General features: G+C 63.8%; 14 protein-coding genes and 1 riboswitch. Of the genes, 2 read left to right on the forward strand and 12 right to left on the reverse strand.

The window, feature by feature from the left end:
* Nucleotides 1-47: 47 nt before the first annotated feature.
* Nucleotides 48-1262, reverse strand: coding sequence for a phosphoserine phosphatase SerB (serB, locus tag FH041_RS15245; protein WP_168199545.1), 1215 nt, complete (start codon nucleotides 1260-1262; stop codon nucleotides 48-50).
* A gap of 134 nt (nucleotides 1263-1396) precedes the next feature.
* Here serB and FH041_RS15250 point away from each other — a divergent pair, with 134 nt between their 5' ends.
* A complete protein-coding gene (locus FH041_RS15250) occupies nucleotides 1397-2842 on the forward strand; it encodes a histidine kinase (protein ID WP_027913966.1) in 1446 nt (481 codons plus the stop codon).
* Nucleotides 2843-3104: 262 nt separating this feature from the next.
* Here FH041_RS15250 and FH041_RS15255 read toward each other — a convergent pair whose 3' ends face one another.
* From FH041_RS15255 to FH041_RS15295, 9 genes are all read right to left on the reverse strand, one after another.
* Nucleotides 3105-3815 (reverse strand): membrane integrity-associated transporter subunit PqiC, encoded by a 711-nt coding sequence (locus tag FH041_RS15255; RefSeq protein WP_023532908.1) that lies wholly within the window; start codon nucleotides 3813-3815, stop codon nucleotides 3105-3107.
* Between the two features lie 172 nt (nucleotides 3816-3987).
* Nucleotides 3988-6243 carry a DNA topoisomerase IV subunit A gene (parC, locus tag FH041_RS15260; protein WP_027913967.1) on the reverse strand — a complete coding sequence of 752 codons (2256 nt, stop codon included), beginning with the start codon at nucleotides 6241-6243 and terminating at the stop codon, nucleotides 3988-3990.
* Between the two features lie 10 nt (nucleotides 6244-6253).
* Nucleotides 6254-6772: a TIGR02281 family clan AA aspartic protease gene (locus tag FH041_RS15265; RefSeq protein ID WP_104925731.1), complete on the reverse strand. Its 519-nt coding sequence runs from the start codon at nucleotides 6770-6772 to the stop codon at nucleotides 6254-6256.
* On the reverse strand, nucleotides 6769-7755 hold the full coding sequence (locus FH041_RS15270; protein WP_104925730.1) for an esterase-like activity of phytase family protein: 987 nt from the start codon (nucleotides 7753-7755) through the stop codon (nucleotides 6769-6771). Before FH041_RS15270 ends, FH041_RS15265 begins: the two co-directional genes overlap by 4 nt.
* Nucleotides 7752-9656 carry a DNA topoisomerase IV subunit B gene (parE, locus tag FH041_RS15275; protein WP_027913970.1) on the reverse strand — a complete coding sequence of 635 codons (1905 nt, stop codon included), beginning with the start codon at nucleotides 9654-9656 and terminating at the stop codon, nucleotides 7752-7754. Before parE ends, FH041_RS15270 begins: the two co-directional genes overlap by 4 nt.
* A gap of 35 nt (nucleotides 9657-9691) precedes the next feature.
* The gene (locus FH041_RS15280) at nucleotides 9692-10300 is read right to left on the reverse strand and encodes a YqiA/YcfP family alpha/beta fold hydrolase (RefSeq protein ID WP_027913971.1); all 609 of its coding nucleotides are present in this window, start codon (nucleotides 10298-10300) and stop codon (nucleotides 9692-9694) included.
* Nucleotides 10301-10594: 294 nt separating this feature from the next.
* A complete protein-coding gene (gene cpdA, locus FH041_RS15285) occupies nucleotides 10595-11314 on the reverse strand; it encodes a 3',5'-cyclic-AMP phosphodiesterase (protein WP_232097643.1) in 720 nt (239 codons plus the stop codon).
* Between the two features lie 93 nt (nucleotides 11315-11407).
* Entirely contained in the window at nucleotides 11408-11896 is a 489-nt protein-coding gene (locus tag FH041_RS15290; RefSeq protein ID WP_219858223.1) for a DUF1249 domain-containing protein, read from the reverse strand.
* Complete coding sequence (locus FH041_RS15295; protein WP_023532940.1) at nucleotides 11851-12468, reverse strand: NUDIX domain-containing protein; 618 nt, start codon at nucleotides 12466-12468, stop codon at nucleotides 11851-11853. Before FH041_RS15295 ends, FH041_RS15290 begins: the two co-directional genes overlap by 46 nt.
* Before the next feature lie 185 nt (nucleotides 12469-12653).
* Between FH041_RS15295 and FH041_RS15300 the strand changes: the two genes are divergently transcribed.
* Nucleotides 12654-13400, forward strand: a complete 747-nt coding sequence (locus FH041_RS15300; protein WP_028687909.1) for an RsiV family protein — start codon at nucleotides 12654-12656, stop codon at nucleotides 13398-13400.
* On the opposite strand, the gene cytX is transcribed toward FH041_RS15300, so the two are convergent.
* Nucleotides 13369-14652, reverse strand: coding sequence for a putative hydroxymethylpyrimidine transporter CytX (gene cytX / locus FH041_RS15305; RefSeq protein ID WP_027913975.1), 1284 nt, complete (start codon nucleotides 14650-14652; stop codon nucleotides 13369-13371). The genes FH041_RS15300 and cytX overlap by 32 nt on opposite strands.
* Nucleotides 14653-14762: 110 nt before the next feature.
* Complete coding sequence (thiC, locus tag FH041_RS15310) at nucleotides 14763-16643, reverse strand: phosphomethylpyrimidine synthase ThiC (RefSeq protein ID WP_027913976.1); 1881 nt, start codon at nucleotides 16641-16643, stop codon at nucleotides 14763-14765.
* Nucleotides 16644-16797: 154 nt separating this feature from the next.
* Nucleotides 16798-16904, reverse strand: a riboswitch (TPP riboswitch).
* Nucleotides 16905-16968: the final 64 nt, after the last annotated feature.

The following is a 16968-nucleotide window of genomic DNA, read 5'->3' on the forward strand; positions in this document are numbered from 1 at the left end:
CGCTAGCGCCAGAGCCCTGGGGCCGCTTTGCGCAAGCGCAGGCTATATCAGCCGCGTGTGTCGCGATCGCGCAGGCCCAGCAGGTACAGCACGCCATCAAGGCCCAGCGTGGAAATTGCCTGCTTGGCCGACTGCCGCACCAGCGGCTTGGCGCGGAAAGCTACGCCCAGCCCCGCCAACGCCAGCATCGGCAAGTCGTTCGCGCCATCGCCCACGGCGATGGTCTGTTCCAGCTGCAGGCCTTCTTCGCTGGCCAGTTGCTGAAGCAGCTCGGCCTTGCGCTGGGCATCGACGATAGGCTCCACCGCCACGCCAGTCACCTTGCCATCGACCACTTCCAGCTCATTGGCAAAAACGTAGTCGATGCCCAGGCGCGCCTGTACCTGGCGGGCGAAGTAGGTGAAGCCACCCGACAAAATGGCGGTCTTGTAACCCAGGCGCTTGAGCTCGGCAAAGAGGTTTTCCGCACCTTCGGTCAAACGCAGCGATGCGCCGATTTCTTCCAGCACGCTGACATCCAGGCCCTTGAGCAGCGCCATGCGCTCCTTGAAGCTGGCCCGGAAGTCCAACTCGCCACGCATGGCCCGCTCGGTGATCGCCGCGACCTGCTCGCCCACGCCTGCGGCCTTGGCCAGCTCGTCGATTACTTCAGCCTCGATCAGGGTCGAATCCATGTCGAACACGGCCAGGCGGCGGTTGCGGCGGAACAGGTCGTCCCGCTGGAAGGCGATGTCGATGTTCAGGGCCTCGGACAAGGCAAAGAACTCGGCGCGCAACGCCTGGCCATCGTCAGGCTCGCCGCGAACCGAAATCTCCACCGCAGCCTTGCCCTTGCTGGTGTCCGCGTCCAGGGCCACCCGGGCCGACAGGCGCTCGATGCGCTCGATGGTCAGCCCGTGCTGGCTGATGATGGCGCTGACACGCTGCAACTGGTCTGGCGAGATCTTGCGGCTGAGCAGGGTGACCACGTGCCGTGCTTCACCATGGCCATCGGCCCAGTGCTGGTAGTCCGCTTCGGAAATCGGTGTGTAGCGCGCCTGCAGGTTCAGCTCGTGCGCCTTGGCCTGGACGCTCTGCAGTAGCTTGGTCGCCACTTCGTTATCCGGAATATCCACCAGGATGCCGAACGACAATGTGCCGTGCATCACCGCCAGGCCGATATCGAGAATGCTCACACCGCCCTGCAGCAGGACGCCAGTGATGGCAGCAGTAAGACCGGGGCGGTCCTCACCGGTGATGTTGATCAGGACGATTTCGCGCACAACCAGGCTCCGACTTCGATGAAAAATGCGCATTCTACCGATTTTCCGTGACCATCGGGCGCTAACGCTACTTTGCCGACAAAACCCGGGTCGCTATACTCCCCCCCACTTCATGCCATTAAGAGCCGAGCTCAGTGAACCGGCCCACCTCAGTCAAAACAGACAATTTCTTCCTGATGATCTATCGCGCCCTGAGTCAACGTCGCGTGCCATTGGCATTGCGCATCGCCTGCACCAACATCTTCCTGGTGGCCCTGGCGCTGGTGATCTATGCCTGCGTCATGGGGTTGCAGTTCAAACAGGCCATGCACGATCAGGCCGATGCCGTGGGCCAGAGCCTGACGACCCAGACGGCGACGTCGGCGACCGAGTTGCTGGTGGCCAACGATATCCTCAGCCTCAACGTGCTGCTGGGCAACCTGGTGAAGAACCCGCTGGTGGCACACGCCGCCATCTACAGCGTCGACAACCGCATCCTCGCCGAGGCAGGCCAGCGGCCGCGCAACAGCCTGCTGGGTGAGGCCGAGGGCGTCTATCAGACCAAAATCACCTTCCAGGACGTGGCTGCCGGGCAACTGCGCATGAGCCTGGACATGAGCCAGTTCCAGCAGCCCATGTTGATCAGCATGCAGAGCATGGCCATCCTGGCGGCCATTCTGCTGGTGCTTGCCCTGACCCTGAGCCTGCGCCAAGGCCGATTCATCACCTTGCCGCTGCTGCAACTGCGGGTCTGGTTGCGCGATCCGCAGTATTACACGCCCGCCACCGACCGCCAGGACGAGATCGGCGACATCGCCCGGCAACTGCATGCCCGCTTGGCCCCACCGCCTCCGCCAGAGCCGGAACCGGAGCCCGAGGACGACGAGCATTTCGATGACGCGCCCGCCCCCGTTTCCAAGCCTGCTCAGCGCACTACCGTCACGAGCGCGGACGATGACGACGAGGCGTTCGCCGGCCTGCTGGACGACGACGCACCGGCACACGCGGTCGAAGTGGAGTCCGATGAGCCTCAGTTCAGCGCGGTGCTTGCCGTGCAACTGGGTTCCCAGGAGCAGCTGCGGCGCTTGCCGCGCACCCGCCTGACCGAACTGACCGAGCGCTATCAGGAGTGCCTGGAGCATGCGGCCTCGCTGTACGAGGGCGAAACCCACACCCTCAACGACGGCAGTACGTTGGTCCTGTTCCACAGCCGCCAGTGCGGCGAGGACTATCTCACCAATGCCATCTGTTGCGGCGAGTTGCTACGCGCCTTGGGCCATGCCTTGCAGATCGACGTCGCTGACAGCGGCATCACCTTGCAACTGCAACTGGGCCTTGCCATGAGCAATGACCTCGATGGCCTGGAACTGGTCGACCTGCTGATGGCTGAAAAGGTGCAGGACGCGCTGGCACTGTCTCAACACAGCCGCAACCTGCTGCTGGTCGAGCGTAAGGTCAACGACGACGGTTTGATCCGCCAGCGAGCTCGCATTCGCCCAATCGCAAGCCCGGAAGGGGCATGCTGCGTGGAGCGCCTGATGGAGCCGTACCCCTCGATGCTGGAACGCCAACTGGCCCGCATGCACGAACGCCGCGCCTGAGCCATTACAGGGTCGCTGCGCGGCCCTGTACAGCGCCCACGAAAAAGCCCGCCTTGATGCTAATGCTGTTCACTTAAGCGTGTTGGGGCCGTTTCACGGCCCATCGCGGCACAAAGGCCGCTCCCACGATGCCCAGTGAGCCCGCTAACTCAAGCGTCACGCAGTCACTGTGGGAGCGGCCTTGTGCCGCGATGGGTCGCGGAGCGGCCCTAAATGAACAGCATTACGCCTTGAGGCGGGCTTCTTCATGCCTGGCCTTCGGTTAGAACCGATACACTTCCATGTCGGTACGAATCGGCGAGGCCATCGGGATTTTGGATTTCTCGGGCTGCTTCTTGACCTGCACAGGCGCTGCAGGCTTCTTGGGTGCGGCTTCGGCAATGGCCGGCTGGTTTGCCAACGGCTTCACCGCAGTGCTCAGTTGCTCGGCCAGCTTCTGCAGCAATTGACCTTGCGCCTGTACCTGCGAGGCCTCGCTACCTTCATGCTTCTGCTCCAAATGCACGATGCGGTTGTCGCGCACCTGGCCACGGCGGTCGAGCACACGCCATTGTGCATCCAGAACCGCGGGTTGGTTCTTGCCAGAGTCCAGCCGCGTGATCGACAGCAGCACTTGCACGTCCGGGCTGAAACCTGCCGTCGCCGGCGCCAGCACCACGCGCTGGCTATCCAGACGCCAGGCCAGCTGCCGCACCAGCAATTGATCGATGTCCGAGGACAGGCTGCCCGCCCAGCGCCCGTCGGTGGCGGCGCTGAGGCTGCCGTCGGCCTGGCGTTGCAGGAACGTCTCACGTTGCAGGTAGTCGGCCACCGAAACCGGGCCGAGCACGACGGCCATGCCCGCGTGTTGCGACGGCTGGCCAGGATCACCGCTGTCGAGCTGGTACAAGGCAACCGGCTGGTGCATGGTGCACCCGCCAAGGCCCAATAGACCCGTCATCAACAGCGCAAAGGGAAGGCGCAGAAATTTCATCATCCCATCCAGGCGGCTGCCTTCAGGCATGCCGCAGTGATACGTATGGATTCAAACGGGCACACGGCTACGCCGGCACCGCAGGGGGCATATCATCCGCGAAATGAGTGCTCGACTCCAGCATTTCTGCCCGCAACGGCGGTGAAATCGCCATTGCGGGCCTGTCTGACGGTCAGGCGGGCAATTCGACCTGCAGCCCATCGACCCGCTGGAAGCCACGTGGCAGCTTGCTGCCGCGCCTGCCGCGTTCGCCCTTGTAGTGCTCCAGGTCATCGCCCTTGAGTGACAGGGTCCGCTTGCCGGCTTGCAGCACCAGCGTAGCCCCTTCGGCTACCACGGCCAGGTCGGTGACATACTCTTCCCGGCTGGCGACCCGGTCACCGGGCACGCCGATGATCTTGTTGCCCTTGCCCTTGCCCAACTGCGGCAAATCACTGACCTTGAACACCAACAGACGGCCTTCGGTGGTCACGGCTGCCAGCCAGTCCTGCTCCCGGTTGAGCACCGGTCGCGGCGTCATCACCTTGGCGCCGTTGGGCAAGCTGAGCAGCCCTTTGCCAGCCTTGTTCTTGGCCTGCAGGTCTTCACCTTTGACCACGAACCCGTAGCCGGCATCGGAGGCCACCACGTACAGCGCATCGTCTTCGGGCAGCAGCACGCACTCGAAGGTGGCGCCCGGTGGTGGCGTCAGGCGCCCGGTCAGGGGCTCGCCCTGGCCACGGGCTGACGGCAGGCTGTGGGCAGCCACCGAGTAGCTTCGGCCGGTGGAATCGATGAGCACGGCAAATTGGTTCGAGCGCCCCGCGGCTGCGGCCTTGAACCCATCCCCGGCCTTGTACGACAGGCCCGTGGCATCGATGTCATGGCCCTTGGCACACCGCACCCAGCCTTTTTCCGACAGCACCACCGTGACGGGCTCGGTCGGCATCAGCTCGTTTTCGGAGAGCGCCTTGGCTTCTGCCCGCGCGACGATCGGCGAGCGTCGGTCGTCGCCATAGGTTTGAGCATCCTTGAGCAATTCGCTGCGCACCAACTTGCGCAGCTTCGCCTCGCTGCCCAGCAGCGCCTGCAGCTTGGCCTGCTCTTTGAGCAGCTCGTCCTGCTCGCCACGGATCTTCATTTCTTCCAGCCGGGCGAGCTGGCGCAGGCGGGTTTCCAGGATGTAATCGGCCTGGATCTCGGTGAGGTCGAAGCGGGCGATCAGCGCCTGCTTAGGGTGTTCCTCGGTGCGGATGATATGAATCACTTCGTCCAGATTGAGGAAGGCAGTGAGCAAACCATCCAGCAAGTGCAGGCGTTTTTCCACCTTGTCCAGACGATGCTGCAAGCGGCGCCGGACGGTGCCGGTACGGAACTCCAGCCATTCCAGCAGCAGCGCCCGCAGGTTCTTCAGCTGCGGACGACCGTCCAGGCCGATGATGTTGACGTTGACCCGGTAGCTGCTTTCAAGGTCGGTGGTGGCGAACAGGTGCTGCATCAGCTCGTCGGCATCCACGCGATTGGAGCGCGGGATGATGACGATACGGCACGGGTTTTCGTGATCGGACTCATCGCGCAGGTCAGCGACCATCGGCAGCTTCTTGGCCTGCATCTGTGCGGCAATCTGCTCCAGTACCTTGGCGCCGGACACCTGGTGCGGCAACGCCGTGACGACGATATCGCCATCCTCGACCCGGTACACTGCACGCATGCGAATCGAACCGCGCCCGCTTTCATACATCTTGAGGATGTCGGCCCGAGGCGTGACGATCTCTGCCTCGGTCGGGTAATCGGGCCCTTGAATGTGCTCGCACAACTGCTCGATGGTGGCCTTTGGCTCGTCGAGCAAACGCACGCAGGCACTGGCCACCTCACGCAGGTTGTGCGGTGGCACATCGGTGGCCATGCCCACGGCGATACCGGTGGTGCCGTTGAGCAGAATGTTGGGCAGGCGCGCAGGCAACACCGCCGGTTCCTGCAAGGTGCCGTCGAAGTTGGGCACCCAATCCACGGTACCTTGGCCGACTTCGTCAAGCAGCACCTCGGCATAACGCGACAGCCGTGCTTCGGTATAGCGCATGGCGGCAAACGACTTGGGATCGTCCGGCGCGCCCCAGTTGCCCTGGCCGTCCACCAATGTGTAGCGGTAGCTGAAGGGCTGCGCCATCAGCACCATGGCTTCGTAGCAGGCCGAGTCCCCGTGAGGGTGGAACTTGCCGAGCACATCGCCCACGGTACGCGCCGACTTCTTGTGCTTGGCATCGGCGTCCAGGCCCAACTCGCTCATGGCGTAGACAATGCGCCGCTGCACTGGCTTGAGGCCATCGCCGATATGCGGCAGGGCCCGGTCCATGATCACGTACATGGAGTAGTTGAGGTAGGCGTGTTCGGTGAAGTCAGCCAACGAGCGGCGTTCGACGCCGTCCAGACTGTCTTGTAGTTCGCTCATGCGAGCCTCGTCATTTCAGGTTCTGGCGCAGCAGCATGGTGCCGCCGCGCTGGGTAAATTCAAGTAGTTTCAAGGCGCTCATGCCCAACAGCACGGTGGTGCCATCCAGGCCCGGCACCACGATCGCGCGGATGTCGCGCAGGTGGATATCGCCCAATTGCAGGCTGTCCAGCCGGGTGCGATAGCCTTGCGTGCGACCGTTGGCCGTGCTGACGGTTACCGGGCTGCCACGTCTGAGCGCAAGGCCGTCGGCCAGGGATTCGGGTATGGCGACATCGGTGGCACCGGTGTCGAGCATGAAATGCACCACCTGGCCATTGATGGCGCCATCGGCCACGAAGTGGCCCTGGCCATTGCCCAGCAGGCGCACCTCGACGAACCCTTGCCCGTGGGAGGATTGGACCTGCGCATTGGGATTGCGCTGGCGGTCTTCCCACTGCCCGAAGAAGCGCGTAGCCAGAAACAGCGCCGCCGCCCAGGCCAGGATCATCAGCACCCTGCCCGCCCGTCTGCCCGGTGCCTGACTCACGGCTTGGCGCTCCAGCCGCCGGCAGGGGCCGCAAAGCGCCAGACGATCGGTCGGCGCTCGCCATCGGCACGCGCGCCTTCATTGTTGTCCAGGCCGATCCACGCCCCCTCGGCGTCGACCACCAGCGCCTCGGCCACACCGAACAGCTGGTCATAGCGGCGCGGCTCGGTCAACGCGTCGGCCGCAAATGACCAGCAGCGCTCGACCTGGCCGCTGTCGGCATCGCGGCGACAGATGCGATAGGCATTGCGCTCGAGCGTGAACAGTTTGCCGTCGAACCAGGCCAGGTCGGCGAAGTCCCGTGAAACCGGCCGCGCATCGGGTATCTGCGGCGGTTGCATCTCTACACCGGCTTCGCTGAACAGGACGCAGCGGGGCCCGCAGGCCCACACCGACTGTTGGCGCTCGATGGCCACCAGCCCGCGGCGCTCACGCTCGCCGGCCAGCCACAGGCGATCGCCAGCAGGGTTGACGGCCACACCCTCGAAGAGCGCATTGAAGTTCAGCAGCATGCCGCTGGCGCGCGCCTGGCGCACCATGGCCGAATCGATCTTCAGCCAGTCTGGCGTGCCCGAAACAGGCAGTTGCAGCACGGCGGCATGCGCCTCGCTGACCAGGTACAGGTTGCCGGCTTGGTCACAGGTGATGCCCTCGAAGTCAAGGTCGCCACCGCGCAGCCACGACGCCAGCCAGGTCCGCATCTTCAGCCCCCATGGTAAGCCGCTTTCCGGCACCGGTGGGGGGTCAAAGGCCACTGCCTGCGCCTGCCATGCACCGTCCTTGAGCTCGAAACGGTAAATACGGTCGTCGTCGCGGTCCGAGACACCCCACAAGCTGCCGCGGCATTGCGCAAGGCCCGACAGGTTACCGGCACGCATGCCATCGACGGGGTGCTCGCCGATCAGTTTGAGTTCAGGCCAGGTGTCTGCCAAGGTCGGCAAGGCCACCAGCGGCAGGCAAGCCGCCAGGAGCCAACGAATCAAACCATGACCTCGGCCAGGTTGCCCTTGGTTTCCAGCCAGGCCTTGCGATCACCTGCACGCTTCTTGGCCAGCAGCTTGTCCATCAGCTCGCACGTGGTCTGCACGTCGTCCAGGGTGAGCTGGACCAGGCGCCGGGTGTTGGGGTCCATGGTGGTTTCGCGCAACTGGGGCGGGTTCATCTCGCCCAGGCCCTTGAAGCGGGTGACCTGCGGCTTGCCGCGTTTTTTCTCTGCCACCAGGCGGTCGAGAATGCCGTCTCGTTCGGCTTCATCCAGGGCATAGTAGATTTCCTTGCCCAGGTCGATGCGGTACAGCGGTGGCATGGCCACATACACGTGACCGGCTTCGACCAGTGCCCGGAAATGCTGCACGAACAGCGCGCACAGCAAGGTGGCGATGTGCAGGCCGTCGGAGTCGGCGTCGGCCAGGATGCACACCTTGCCGTAGCGAAGCTGGGCCAGGTCGGTGGCACCTGGGTCTACGCCGATGGCGACGGCGATGTTGTGCACTTCCTGGCTGGCGAGTACTTCACCGCCGTCCACTTCCCAGGTGTTGAGGATCTTGCCGCGCAGCGGCAGGATCGCCTGGAACTCCTTGTCACGCGCCTGCTTGGCCGAACCGCCGGCCGAGTCGCCCTCGACCAGGAACAGCTCGGCGCGCATTGGGTCCTGGCCTGCGCAGTCGGCCAGCTTGCCCGGCAGTGCCGGGCCCTGGGTGATGCGCTTGCGCTCGACCTTCTTGCTGGCTTTCAGGCGGCGCCCGGCGTTACTGATGGCCAACTCGGCCAACTGCATGCCCAGCTCCGGGTGGGCGTTGAGCCACAGGCTGAAGGCATCCTTGACCACGCCTGAAACGAAGGCGGCGGCTTCACGCGAGGAAAGGCGCTCCTTGGTCTGCCCGGAAAACTGTGGGTCCTGCATCTTCATCGACAGCACGAAGGTGATGCGCTCCCAGACGTCTTCGGGGGCCAGCTTCACACCACGCGGCAGCAGGTTGCGGAATTCGCAGAACTCACGCATCGCATCCAGCAGGCCCTGGCGAAGGCCGTTGACATGGGTGCCGCCCTGGGCCGTGGGGATCAGGTTGACGTAGCTTTCCTGGATGCTGTCGCCCCCTTCGGGCAGCCACAGCAGGGCCCAATCGACCGCTTCCTTGTTGCCGGCCAGGTTGCCGCAGAACGGCTCGTCGGGCAGGCGCTGGAAGTCACTTACCGAATCCACGAGGTAGGAGCGCAGGCCGTCTTCGTAATGCCACTCCACCTTCTCGCCGCTGGCCTTGTCCTCGAAACTGACGAGCAGGCCTGGGCAGAGCACGGCCTTGGCCTTGAGCACGTGCTTGAGCCGGCTGATGGAAAACCGCGGGGAGTCGAAGTACTTGGGGTCGGGGCTGAAATAGACGCTGGTGCCGGTGTTGCGCTTACCGACCGTGCCGACCACTTCCAGCTCGCTTGCCTTGAAGCCATCGGCAAAGGTCATCTGGTACTCGTTGCCATCACGCTTTACGCGCACGCGCACCTGCGTGGACAAGGCGTTGACCACCGAAATGCCGACGCCGTGAAGGCCGCCGGAGAACTGGTAGTTCTTGTTGGAGAACTTGCCGCCGGCATGCAGCTTGGTGAGGATCAGTTCGACGCCCGACACGCCCTCTTCTGGGTGGATGTCCACCGGCATGCCGCGTCCGTCGTCGCTGACTTCCAGCGAATGGTCGGCGTGCAGGATGACCTGCACCGAACGGGCGTGGCCGGCGAGGGCTTCGTCGACGCTGTTGTCGATGACTTCCTGGGCCAGGTGGTTGGGGCGGCTGGTGTCGGTGTACATGCCCGGCCGCTTGCGAACCGGGTCAAGGCCCGAGAGGACTTCGATGGCGTCTGCGTTATAGGCGCTAGCGCTGGGATTGGCCATGGGGTCTCGTCGTCAGTCTGGTGAATGCAAAAAAATCAAAATACAGAAAAATCGAGTGCAGCGTACTGCGTCGGGGCAACACCGGCGAAGGCCAGCAGGGCCGGCAGGCGCTCGGCGAAGCCTTGAAAACTGTGGTCCCCACCGGCCTGGATACGCAGCGCGCAGTGGCGGTAGTACCGCTCGGCATGGCGATAGTCCAGGGTTTCGTCACCGGTCTGCAACCATACCTGGTAGCGGCTTGGGTCCGCAGGAGGCGGGACCTCCAGCTCGGCCAGCGCCTGGACGTGGTCGAGGGTCAACTCCCACGCCTGGCCTGTGTGATGGTTGTGCTGGGTACCCAGATAGCCGTCGAACGAGCGGTGCGGCCCTACGGCGGGATTGATCAGCAAGGCCTTGAGGCCATGGCGTTCGGCCAGGTAGGTGGCATAGTAGCCGCCCAGTGAGCTGCCCACCAGCAACGGCGCGTCCAGTTCGGCGATGCAGCCTTCAAGCTGCTCGATGGCCTGGCGGGGGTGGTGATGCAGCGCTGGCAGGCGCAGCCGGTCGATCAGCCCGAGGTGCTGCATGACGGCCTGAAGCTGCCTGGCCTTGGCTGACAACGGCGAACTGTTGAAGCCGTGTATATAAAGGATGGAACCCGACATGCTGCTCCCCGAAAGCTGTAGCGTTGCGCCTGTAGGCAGGCGCAGGGACGCGCAGTGTATCGCGTTCGCAAGGTTTTGGCGCCGCGCCGGTTTTTCTGAAACACATTCCCCGACGGGCAGGGTGAAGAGTCACTGAGAGGAGTCGCAGCTTTGGTGTAAGCGGCGGGATGGGCGTCTGACCGGCATCTACACGGCAATGCGCTGGCTTGCTGATACGGCACCAGACAGTTGGGCCCACAAGCCCATGAGCCCGTCAGCTCAGGCACCACACGGTCTATGGAGCGGCCTCGCGGTTCAATACCCGGGGCTATCGAAATCGAGCCTGACCTCGAAATCCAGCGCTCGCTCCACCCCCGTGTCCACCGTCCCATCAGCATGCAGGCGGATCCAGCGGTAGCCAGGATGCTGCTGACTCACCTCGAAATCCTCACTGCCTGGCGCGAACTGAATGCAGGTCGAAGGCGTGGCCAGCAGCCGCAGGTCGCCGCGCCATTGATCCCATTCCTGATGCACGTGCCCCCACAACAGCGCGCGCACCTGGGGATGACGATCGAGCACGGCGAACAGCGCATCGGCGTTGCGCAGGCCGATGGGGGCGATCCATGCGCAGCCGATGTCGACCGGTTGATGGTGCAGGCACACCAGGCAATGGCGCTCCCCTGCCGTGCGTAAGGCCGCCTCCAGCACACTGAGCTGGGCGTCCTGCAGCCAACCATGGGCCGCCCCTGGCACTGCCGTGTCGAGCATGACGATGCGCCAGACCCCGATGTCGGTAACTGGCTGCACCAACTCGGGCGCCACCTGCGCCATCACCTGCGCTTCGTCATGGTTGCCCGGTAGCCAGCGCGCCGGCGCGGCAAAGCCTGCGGTCAATTGCTCAAAGGCTGCGTAGGACGCAACGCTGGCGTCCTGGGACAGGTCCCCCGTGCACACCAGCAGGTGCGTGTCGTGCTGCTCGCGCAACGCCTGCTGCACCACATGGCGCAGGCTGTCGCGGGTATTGAGGCCCAGCATGCTGCCCTCGGGGCTGGCGAACAGATGGGCGTCGGTCAGGTGCACCACGTTAACGGTGCCGGCAGGGTTCGAGTGCGGCAAGGCCGTCTCCTTTCAGCGAGCGCTTACCAGTTCGTGGCCGCAGGCCAGGCAGTGGGAAAGCCATTCACCCAGGAACAGGTTCAGCTGGGCTTTCTCGTCCGGCTGATGCATGGCGGCGTTGGGGTAAGGATAGATGCTACGCAAGCGCCGGGCGTGCTCAGCACTCACCACTTCGGCCATGCGGGCATCGTGGTACACCTGCACCTCCATGACCGGGACCGGCAGCCAGGGCAGACTGTGCTCCTGGCGTATGCGCAGCGTGGTGGTATAGGGGCAGGCCAGGACCACGTCGAGCACCAGCACGCCCAGCATCTGGTCGCCCTGGGTCATGCCGATGCTGCGCGAACTCTGGGTGGTGCGCATGTCCGGGAGCAGGCGCATCAGCCGGGCATAGTTGGCCTCGCAGGCGGCCTGCAACCCGGCCAGGTCGACCCGGTAGCGCTCGCGCAACAGGTTCACTTCCACATACCTCGAACTTCGTCGCGGTTCAGGGCAAGCCATTGCAAGCCGATGATGGTCGCGGCATTACAGATGCGCCCGTCGCGTACCGCCTGCAAGGCATCCTCGAACGACCACACGCGCACCCGGATGTCCTCGCCTTCGGACTCCAGCCCGTGCAGGCCGCCGGCACCCTCGGCGCTGCAGCGGCCCAGGAACAGGTGGACGTATTCGTCACTGCCGCCTGGCGAAGGAAAATAGCGCGTCATCGGCCACAGCGCGCTGAAGGTCAGGCCGGCCTCTTCCTCGGCCTCGCGGTGCGCCACCTCTTCAGGTTGCTCGTCCTTGTCGATCAGCCCGGCGACCATCTCGATCAACCAGGGGTTGGCGACCTTGTCCAGGGCACCCACACGAAACTGCTCGATCAGGACCACTTCATCGCGCTGCGGGTCGTACGGCAGAACGCACACCGCGTCATGGCGCACGAACAGCTCACGGCTGATTTCCCGACCCATTCCACCGGCGAACAGCTCATGGCGAAGGTGGAGCTTGTCGAGCCTATAAAAGCCCTGGAAGCACTTGTCCCGCTTGACGATCTCGACCGCCTGGGGCACTGAATTCAACGTATCCGACATGAAAATCCTCGTTGCATCGCTGCTGCATCGCGCCATCCTACTCTGCACGCTGGCACGTTTCACCCCCCGGCGACAACCGTTGGCGTACATGGCACAGCAGGCCCGGTCTCTGTTAGCTTAGTGGCGAACTGAAGGCCATGCCGACGGTCAAAGGCCGACTTTTCCCTGTTCTTGCAAGGATCATCATGACACTTGTCAAACTGACATCCATCGCTGTGCTGGCCTTGGCGCTGGGCGCATGCCAGAGCCTGTTCGCCCCCAACTACCGAGCGCCGCTCGAGGTCAAGCGCGAAGCCTGGGAACACGTCAAGCCAGGCTGCAGCGAGCGTGATTGCCCGTTGGTGAATATTGACACCGTGCATTTCCCGGCGTTGCCCAAGCTCGACGGCATTGTCGAAAAGCGTCTGCTGCAACTGACCGAGGACAACCAGCACGGGGCGGCACCGACAACGCTGCAAGCCTACGAACAGCACTACCTGGCCAGCGCCGAGAAGCGCAACAGCAGCTACCTGCAGGCCAAAGTACGCGAACAGCATGACGGGCTGGTGATCATCGAGCTGTCCAGCTACCTGGATACCGGTGGTGCCCATGGCATGCCAGGTCGTGCGTTCATCAACTATTCACGCAAGCTGGACAAGGTCCTGACCCTGCAGGACATGCTGGTCCCCGGCCAGGAAGAAACGTTCTGGAAGACGGTGGAGGAATCACACCGGGCCTGGCTGATGAGTGTCGGCATGGACAAGGATGCCGAGTTCATCAAAACCTGGCCATTCAAGCGCTCGCCGCATATCGCCCTGACCTACGGCGCGGTGGTGGTGAAGTACGAGGTGTACGCCATCGCGCCGTATTCCATGGGCCATGTGGAGCTGAAAATTCCCTACCCACGCCTCAATGGCGTGATCAAGCCCGAACTGTTCCCCGGCCGCGGCTGAAGTTCAATACGCCATACAACACCCCTGCCAGCACCAGCGCCGGCAGGGTCGCGCCCAGGTCCGGCGCCTGGGCGGCGATGATGTGATACGCCGCCACGCCTGCCGCCCATGCCAGCAATGCCGGCCAGTGCAGCGCCCCCACATGGGCTGGAATGCTGCGACGGCGAACCCAGTAATGGTCCGTCAGCACCACACCGAACAGTGGGGCGAACACCGAGCCGATCAGTAGCAGGAAGTTTTCGTACTGGGCAAGCGGTGCCAACAGGGCGATCAGGGTGCACAGCACGCCGATGGCCAGGGCCAGGTGTTCAACCTTCACGCGTGCCAGCACGCCGGCGGAGACCGCCGCCGAATGAATGTCGGCGAAGGCTTTTTCCGATTCGTCGAGCAGAATCAGTAGCAACGGAATACCCATGCCCGCCCCGGCGAGCGCCAGCAGCAGGGCATTGACTTCGCCTTGCGCCGCGAAGGCCAGGGTATAGGCCACCCCCAGGCTCATCAACCAGGTGTTGCCGATGAAATACCCCACCACCGTGCTGCCGAACACCTGCCTGCCGTCGCGGGCAAAACGCGAATAGTCGGCAATCAGCGGCAGCCAGGACAGGGGCATGGCGATGACGATGTCAAAGCCCACGGCCAGCGACATCGACCCATCCCCGCCGCGCTGCCACAACATCGCCAGGTCGGCCTTGGCGAACAGGTTCCAGGTCAGCCAGACACAGGCGCCCAGCAGCAGCCAGATGCCCCAGGCCCGCAGGATCTTGCGCACGAAAGCCAACGGTCCACTGACCGCCAGCACGGTGGCCAGCGCGCCAAAACACAGCGTCCATAGCACCGGGCTGTTCCAGATGCTGCCCTCACCGAAGGCTCGCGCACCCAACAGGCTGGCGGCATCGCGCATCACGATGATCTCGAAGGCGCCCCAGCCTATCAGCTGCAATACGTTGAGCAGCGCTGGCAAGCGCGCACCCTGCGCCCCCAGGCTGAGCTTGAGCGTACCCATGGCGGACAAACCGGTGTCGCTGCCGATCACACCGGCAGCACCCAGCAACAGCACACCGACCCCGGTGCCCAGGACGATGGCCAGGATGGCCCCGGACAGGCCAAGGCCCGGCGCCAGCATGGCACCGACTTGCAGCACCATCAGGCCGATGCCTAGGGAAAACCACAGTGAAAACAGGTCGCGACCACCGAATACGCGCTGGCCGTTGGGAATGGGATGATCAGGGGAAAATTGACTGGACGTGGTCATGCTTGCTCGCACTCGGCAATGTGATTGTTGGGGTGGGCGCAAGGCAGGCCGCTAACCAGGTCCCTGCTTCGCGGCCTGAGTGGCGCCCACCTTGGCCCAAAGGCTGGGCCTCAGACCTTGTGGTACAGCTGGCTGCCGGCCTGGCGGAAGCGCTCGGCCTGCTCGCGCATGCCCTGCTCCACCGAGACGTCCACGGTTTCGATCCGGGCAGCGTATTCACGCACCTCCTGGGTGATCTTCATGGAGCAGAACTTCGGCCCGCACATGGAGCAGAAATGCGCCACCTTGGCCGACTCCTTGGGCAGGGTCTCATCATGGAAGGCACGCGCCGTGTCGGGGTCCAGCCCCAGGTTGAACTGGTCTTCCCAGCGAAACTCGAAGCGCGCCTTCGACAGCGCGTTGTCGCGAATCTGGGCCCCTGGGTGACCTTTGGCCAGGTCGGCTGCATGGGCCGCAATCTTGTAGGTGATGATGCCGGTCTTGACGTCGTCCTTGTCGGGCAGCCCCAGGTGTTCCTTGGGCGTGACATAGCAGAGCATGGCGCAGCCGAACCAGCCGATCATGGCCGCTCCGATGCCGGAAGTGATGTGGTCGTAGCCAGGGGCGATGTCGGTGGTCAGCGGGCCCAAGGTGTAGAACGGCGCTTCGTCACAGCATTCGAGCTGCTTGTCCATGTTCTCCTTGATCAACTGCATCGGCACATGGCCGGGGCCTTCGATCATGCACTGCACATCGTGCTTCCAGGCAATCTTGGTCAGCTCGCCCAGGGTTTCCAGCTCGCCAAACTGCGCCGCATCGTTGGCATCGGCGATCGAGCCCGGGCGCAGGCCATCGCCCAGCGAGAAGCTGACGTCGTAGGCCTTCATGATTTCGCAGATTTCATCGAAGTGGGTGTACAGGAAGTTCTCCTGGTGATGCGCCAGGCACCACTTGGCCATGATCGAACCACCCCGGCTGACGATGCCGGTGACGCGCTTGGCGGTCAGCGGTACATAGCGCAGCAGCACCCCGGCATGGATGGTGAAATAATCCACGCCCTGCTCGGCTTGTTCGATCAGCGTGTCGCGAAACAGCTCCCAGGTCAGGTCCTCGGCCACGCCACCGACCTTTTCCAATGCCTGGTAGATGGGCACGGTGCCGATGGGCACGGGGGAGTTGCGAATGATCCATTCGCGGGTTTCATGGATGTGCTTGCCGGTGGACAAGTCCATGACGGTGTCCGAACCCCAGCGAATGCCCCAAGTGAGCTTGGCCACCTCTTCTTCGATGGACGAACCCAGCGCACTGTTGCCGATGTTGCCGTTGATCTTCACCAGGAAATTGCGGCCGATGATCATCGGCTCCAGCTCGGTGTGGTTGATGTTGGCCGGAATGATGGCGCGGCCACGGGCCACTTCCTCGCGCACGAACTCGGGGGTGATTTCCTTGGGAATGCTGGCGCCGAAGCTGTGACCGGCATGCTGCGTATCGAGCAGGCCTGCCGCCCGGGCCTCCTGCAGCTTCATGTTCTCGCGGATGGCCACGTATTCCATCTCGGCGGTGATGATGCCCTGGCGGGCGTAGTGCATCTGCGACACATTGGCGCCTGGCTTGGCACGACGCGGGTTGCGGACATGGGCGAAGCGCAGCTTGGCCAGCTCGGCGTCGTTCAGGCGCTGCTGGCCGAAGTGGGAGCTCAGGCCGTTCAGGCGCTCGGTGTCACCGCGTGCATCGATCCAGGCCGAACGCACGTCGGCCAGGCCCTTGCGCACGTCGATCAACACCTCTGGGTCGGTGTAAGGGCCGGAAGTGTCGTAGACCAGCACGGGCGCATTACGCTCGCCCCCGAAATCGGTGGGCGTGTCGGCCAGGCTGATCGCGCGCATCGGTACGCGAATATCCGGGCGCGAGCCCTGGACATAGACCTTGCGCGAGCGCGGAAACGGCTGCACGGACTGCTGATCGACTTGCGCCGATTCGCTGAGGTTCATCGCTTTTTCTTGTTGGGTCATCACAGGCTCTCCAGACGGCTTCCTAGCAGTGGAATGTCGGGGTGAACCTGAAGGACGCGGACGCACTCCTAGACGGGTGCGGTGCCAAAGACGGGGTGTCATGGGCTGCAAACAGCCGATGCTTTCCCGGACCTGGCACAAGAGGCTCCCCGGGAAGGCGAGCAATCTTGTTCCCTACGCAGGCGCTAACCTGATCAGGTTCAACGGGATCCGCACCTATGCGATCTCAGCCTTTGCTTCAAGGCACCCCGACAAGAACATGCGCAGTCTAGACTGGAGTTGCCGGCAAAGCCAAGCGAGCAATCCCGGGAATGATCAACGGCAT

Origin of the sequence: Pseudomonas sp. SWI7 (assembly GCF_006351945.1) — a bacterium.
GTDB lineage: Bacteria > Pseudomonadota > Gammaproteobacteria > Pseudomonadales > Pseudomonadaceae > Aquipseudomonas > Aquipseudomonas fulva.

Bases quoted from the DNA above. Each gene is read 5' to 3' on its own strand.
- FH041_RS15295 (WP_023532940.1), bottom strand. From the start codon at position 12,468: ATGTCGGATACGTTGAATTCAGTGCCCCAGGCGGTCGAGATCGTCAAG.
- FH041_RS15255 (WP_023532908.1), bottom strand. From the start codon at position 3,815: ATGAAATTTCTGCGCCTTCCCTTTGCGCTGTTGATGACGGGTCTATTG.
- FH041_RS15280 (WP_027913971.1), bottom strand. From the start codon at position 10,300: ATGTCGGGTTCCATCCTTTATATACACGGCTTCAACAGTTCGCCGTTG.
- parE (WP_027913970.1), bottom strand. From the start codon at position 9,656: ATGGCCAATCCCAGCGCTAGCGCCTATAACGCAGACGCCATCGAAGTC.
- cytX (WP_027913975.1), bottom strand. From the start codon at position 14,652: ATGACCACGTCCAGTCAATTTTCCCCTGATCATCCCATTCCCAACGGC.
- FH041_RS15300 (WP_028687909.1), top strand. From the start codon at position 12,654: ATGACACTTGTCAAACTGACATCCATCGCTGTGCTGGCCTTGGCGCTG.
- thiC (WP_027913976.1), bottom strand. From the start codon at position 16,643: ATGACCCAACAAGAAAAAGCGATGAACCTCAGCGAATCGGCGCAAGTC.
- cpdA (WP_232097643.1), bottom strand. From the start codon at position 11,314: ATGCTGGGCCTCAATACCCGCGACAGCCTGCGCCATGTGGTGCAGCAG.
- parC (WP_027913967.1), bottom strand. From the start codon at position 6,243: ATGAGCGAACTACAAGACAGTCTGGACGGCGTCGAACGCCGCTCGTTG.
- FH041_RS15290 (WP_219858223.1), bottom strand. From the start codon at position 11,896: ATGGCTTGCCCTGAACCGCGACGAAGTTCGAGGTATGTGGAAGTGAAC.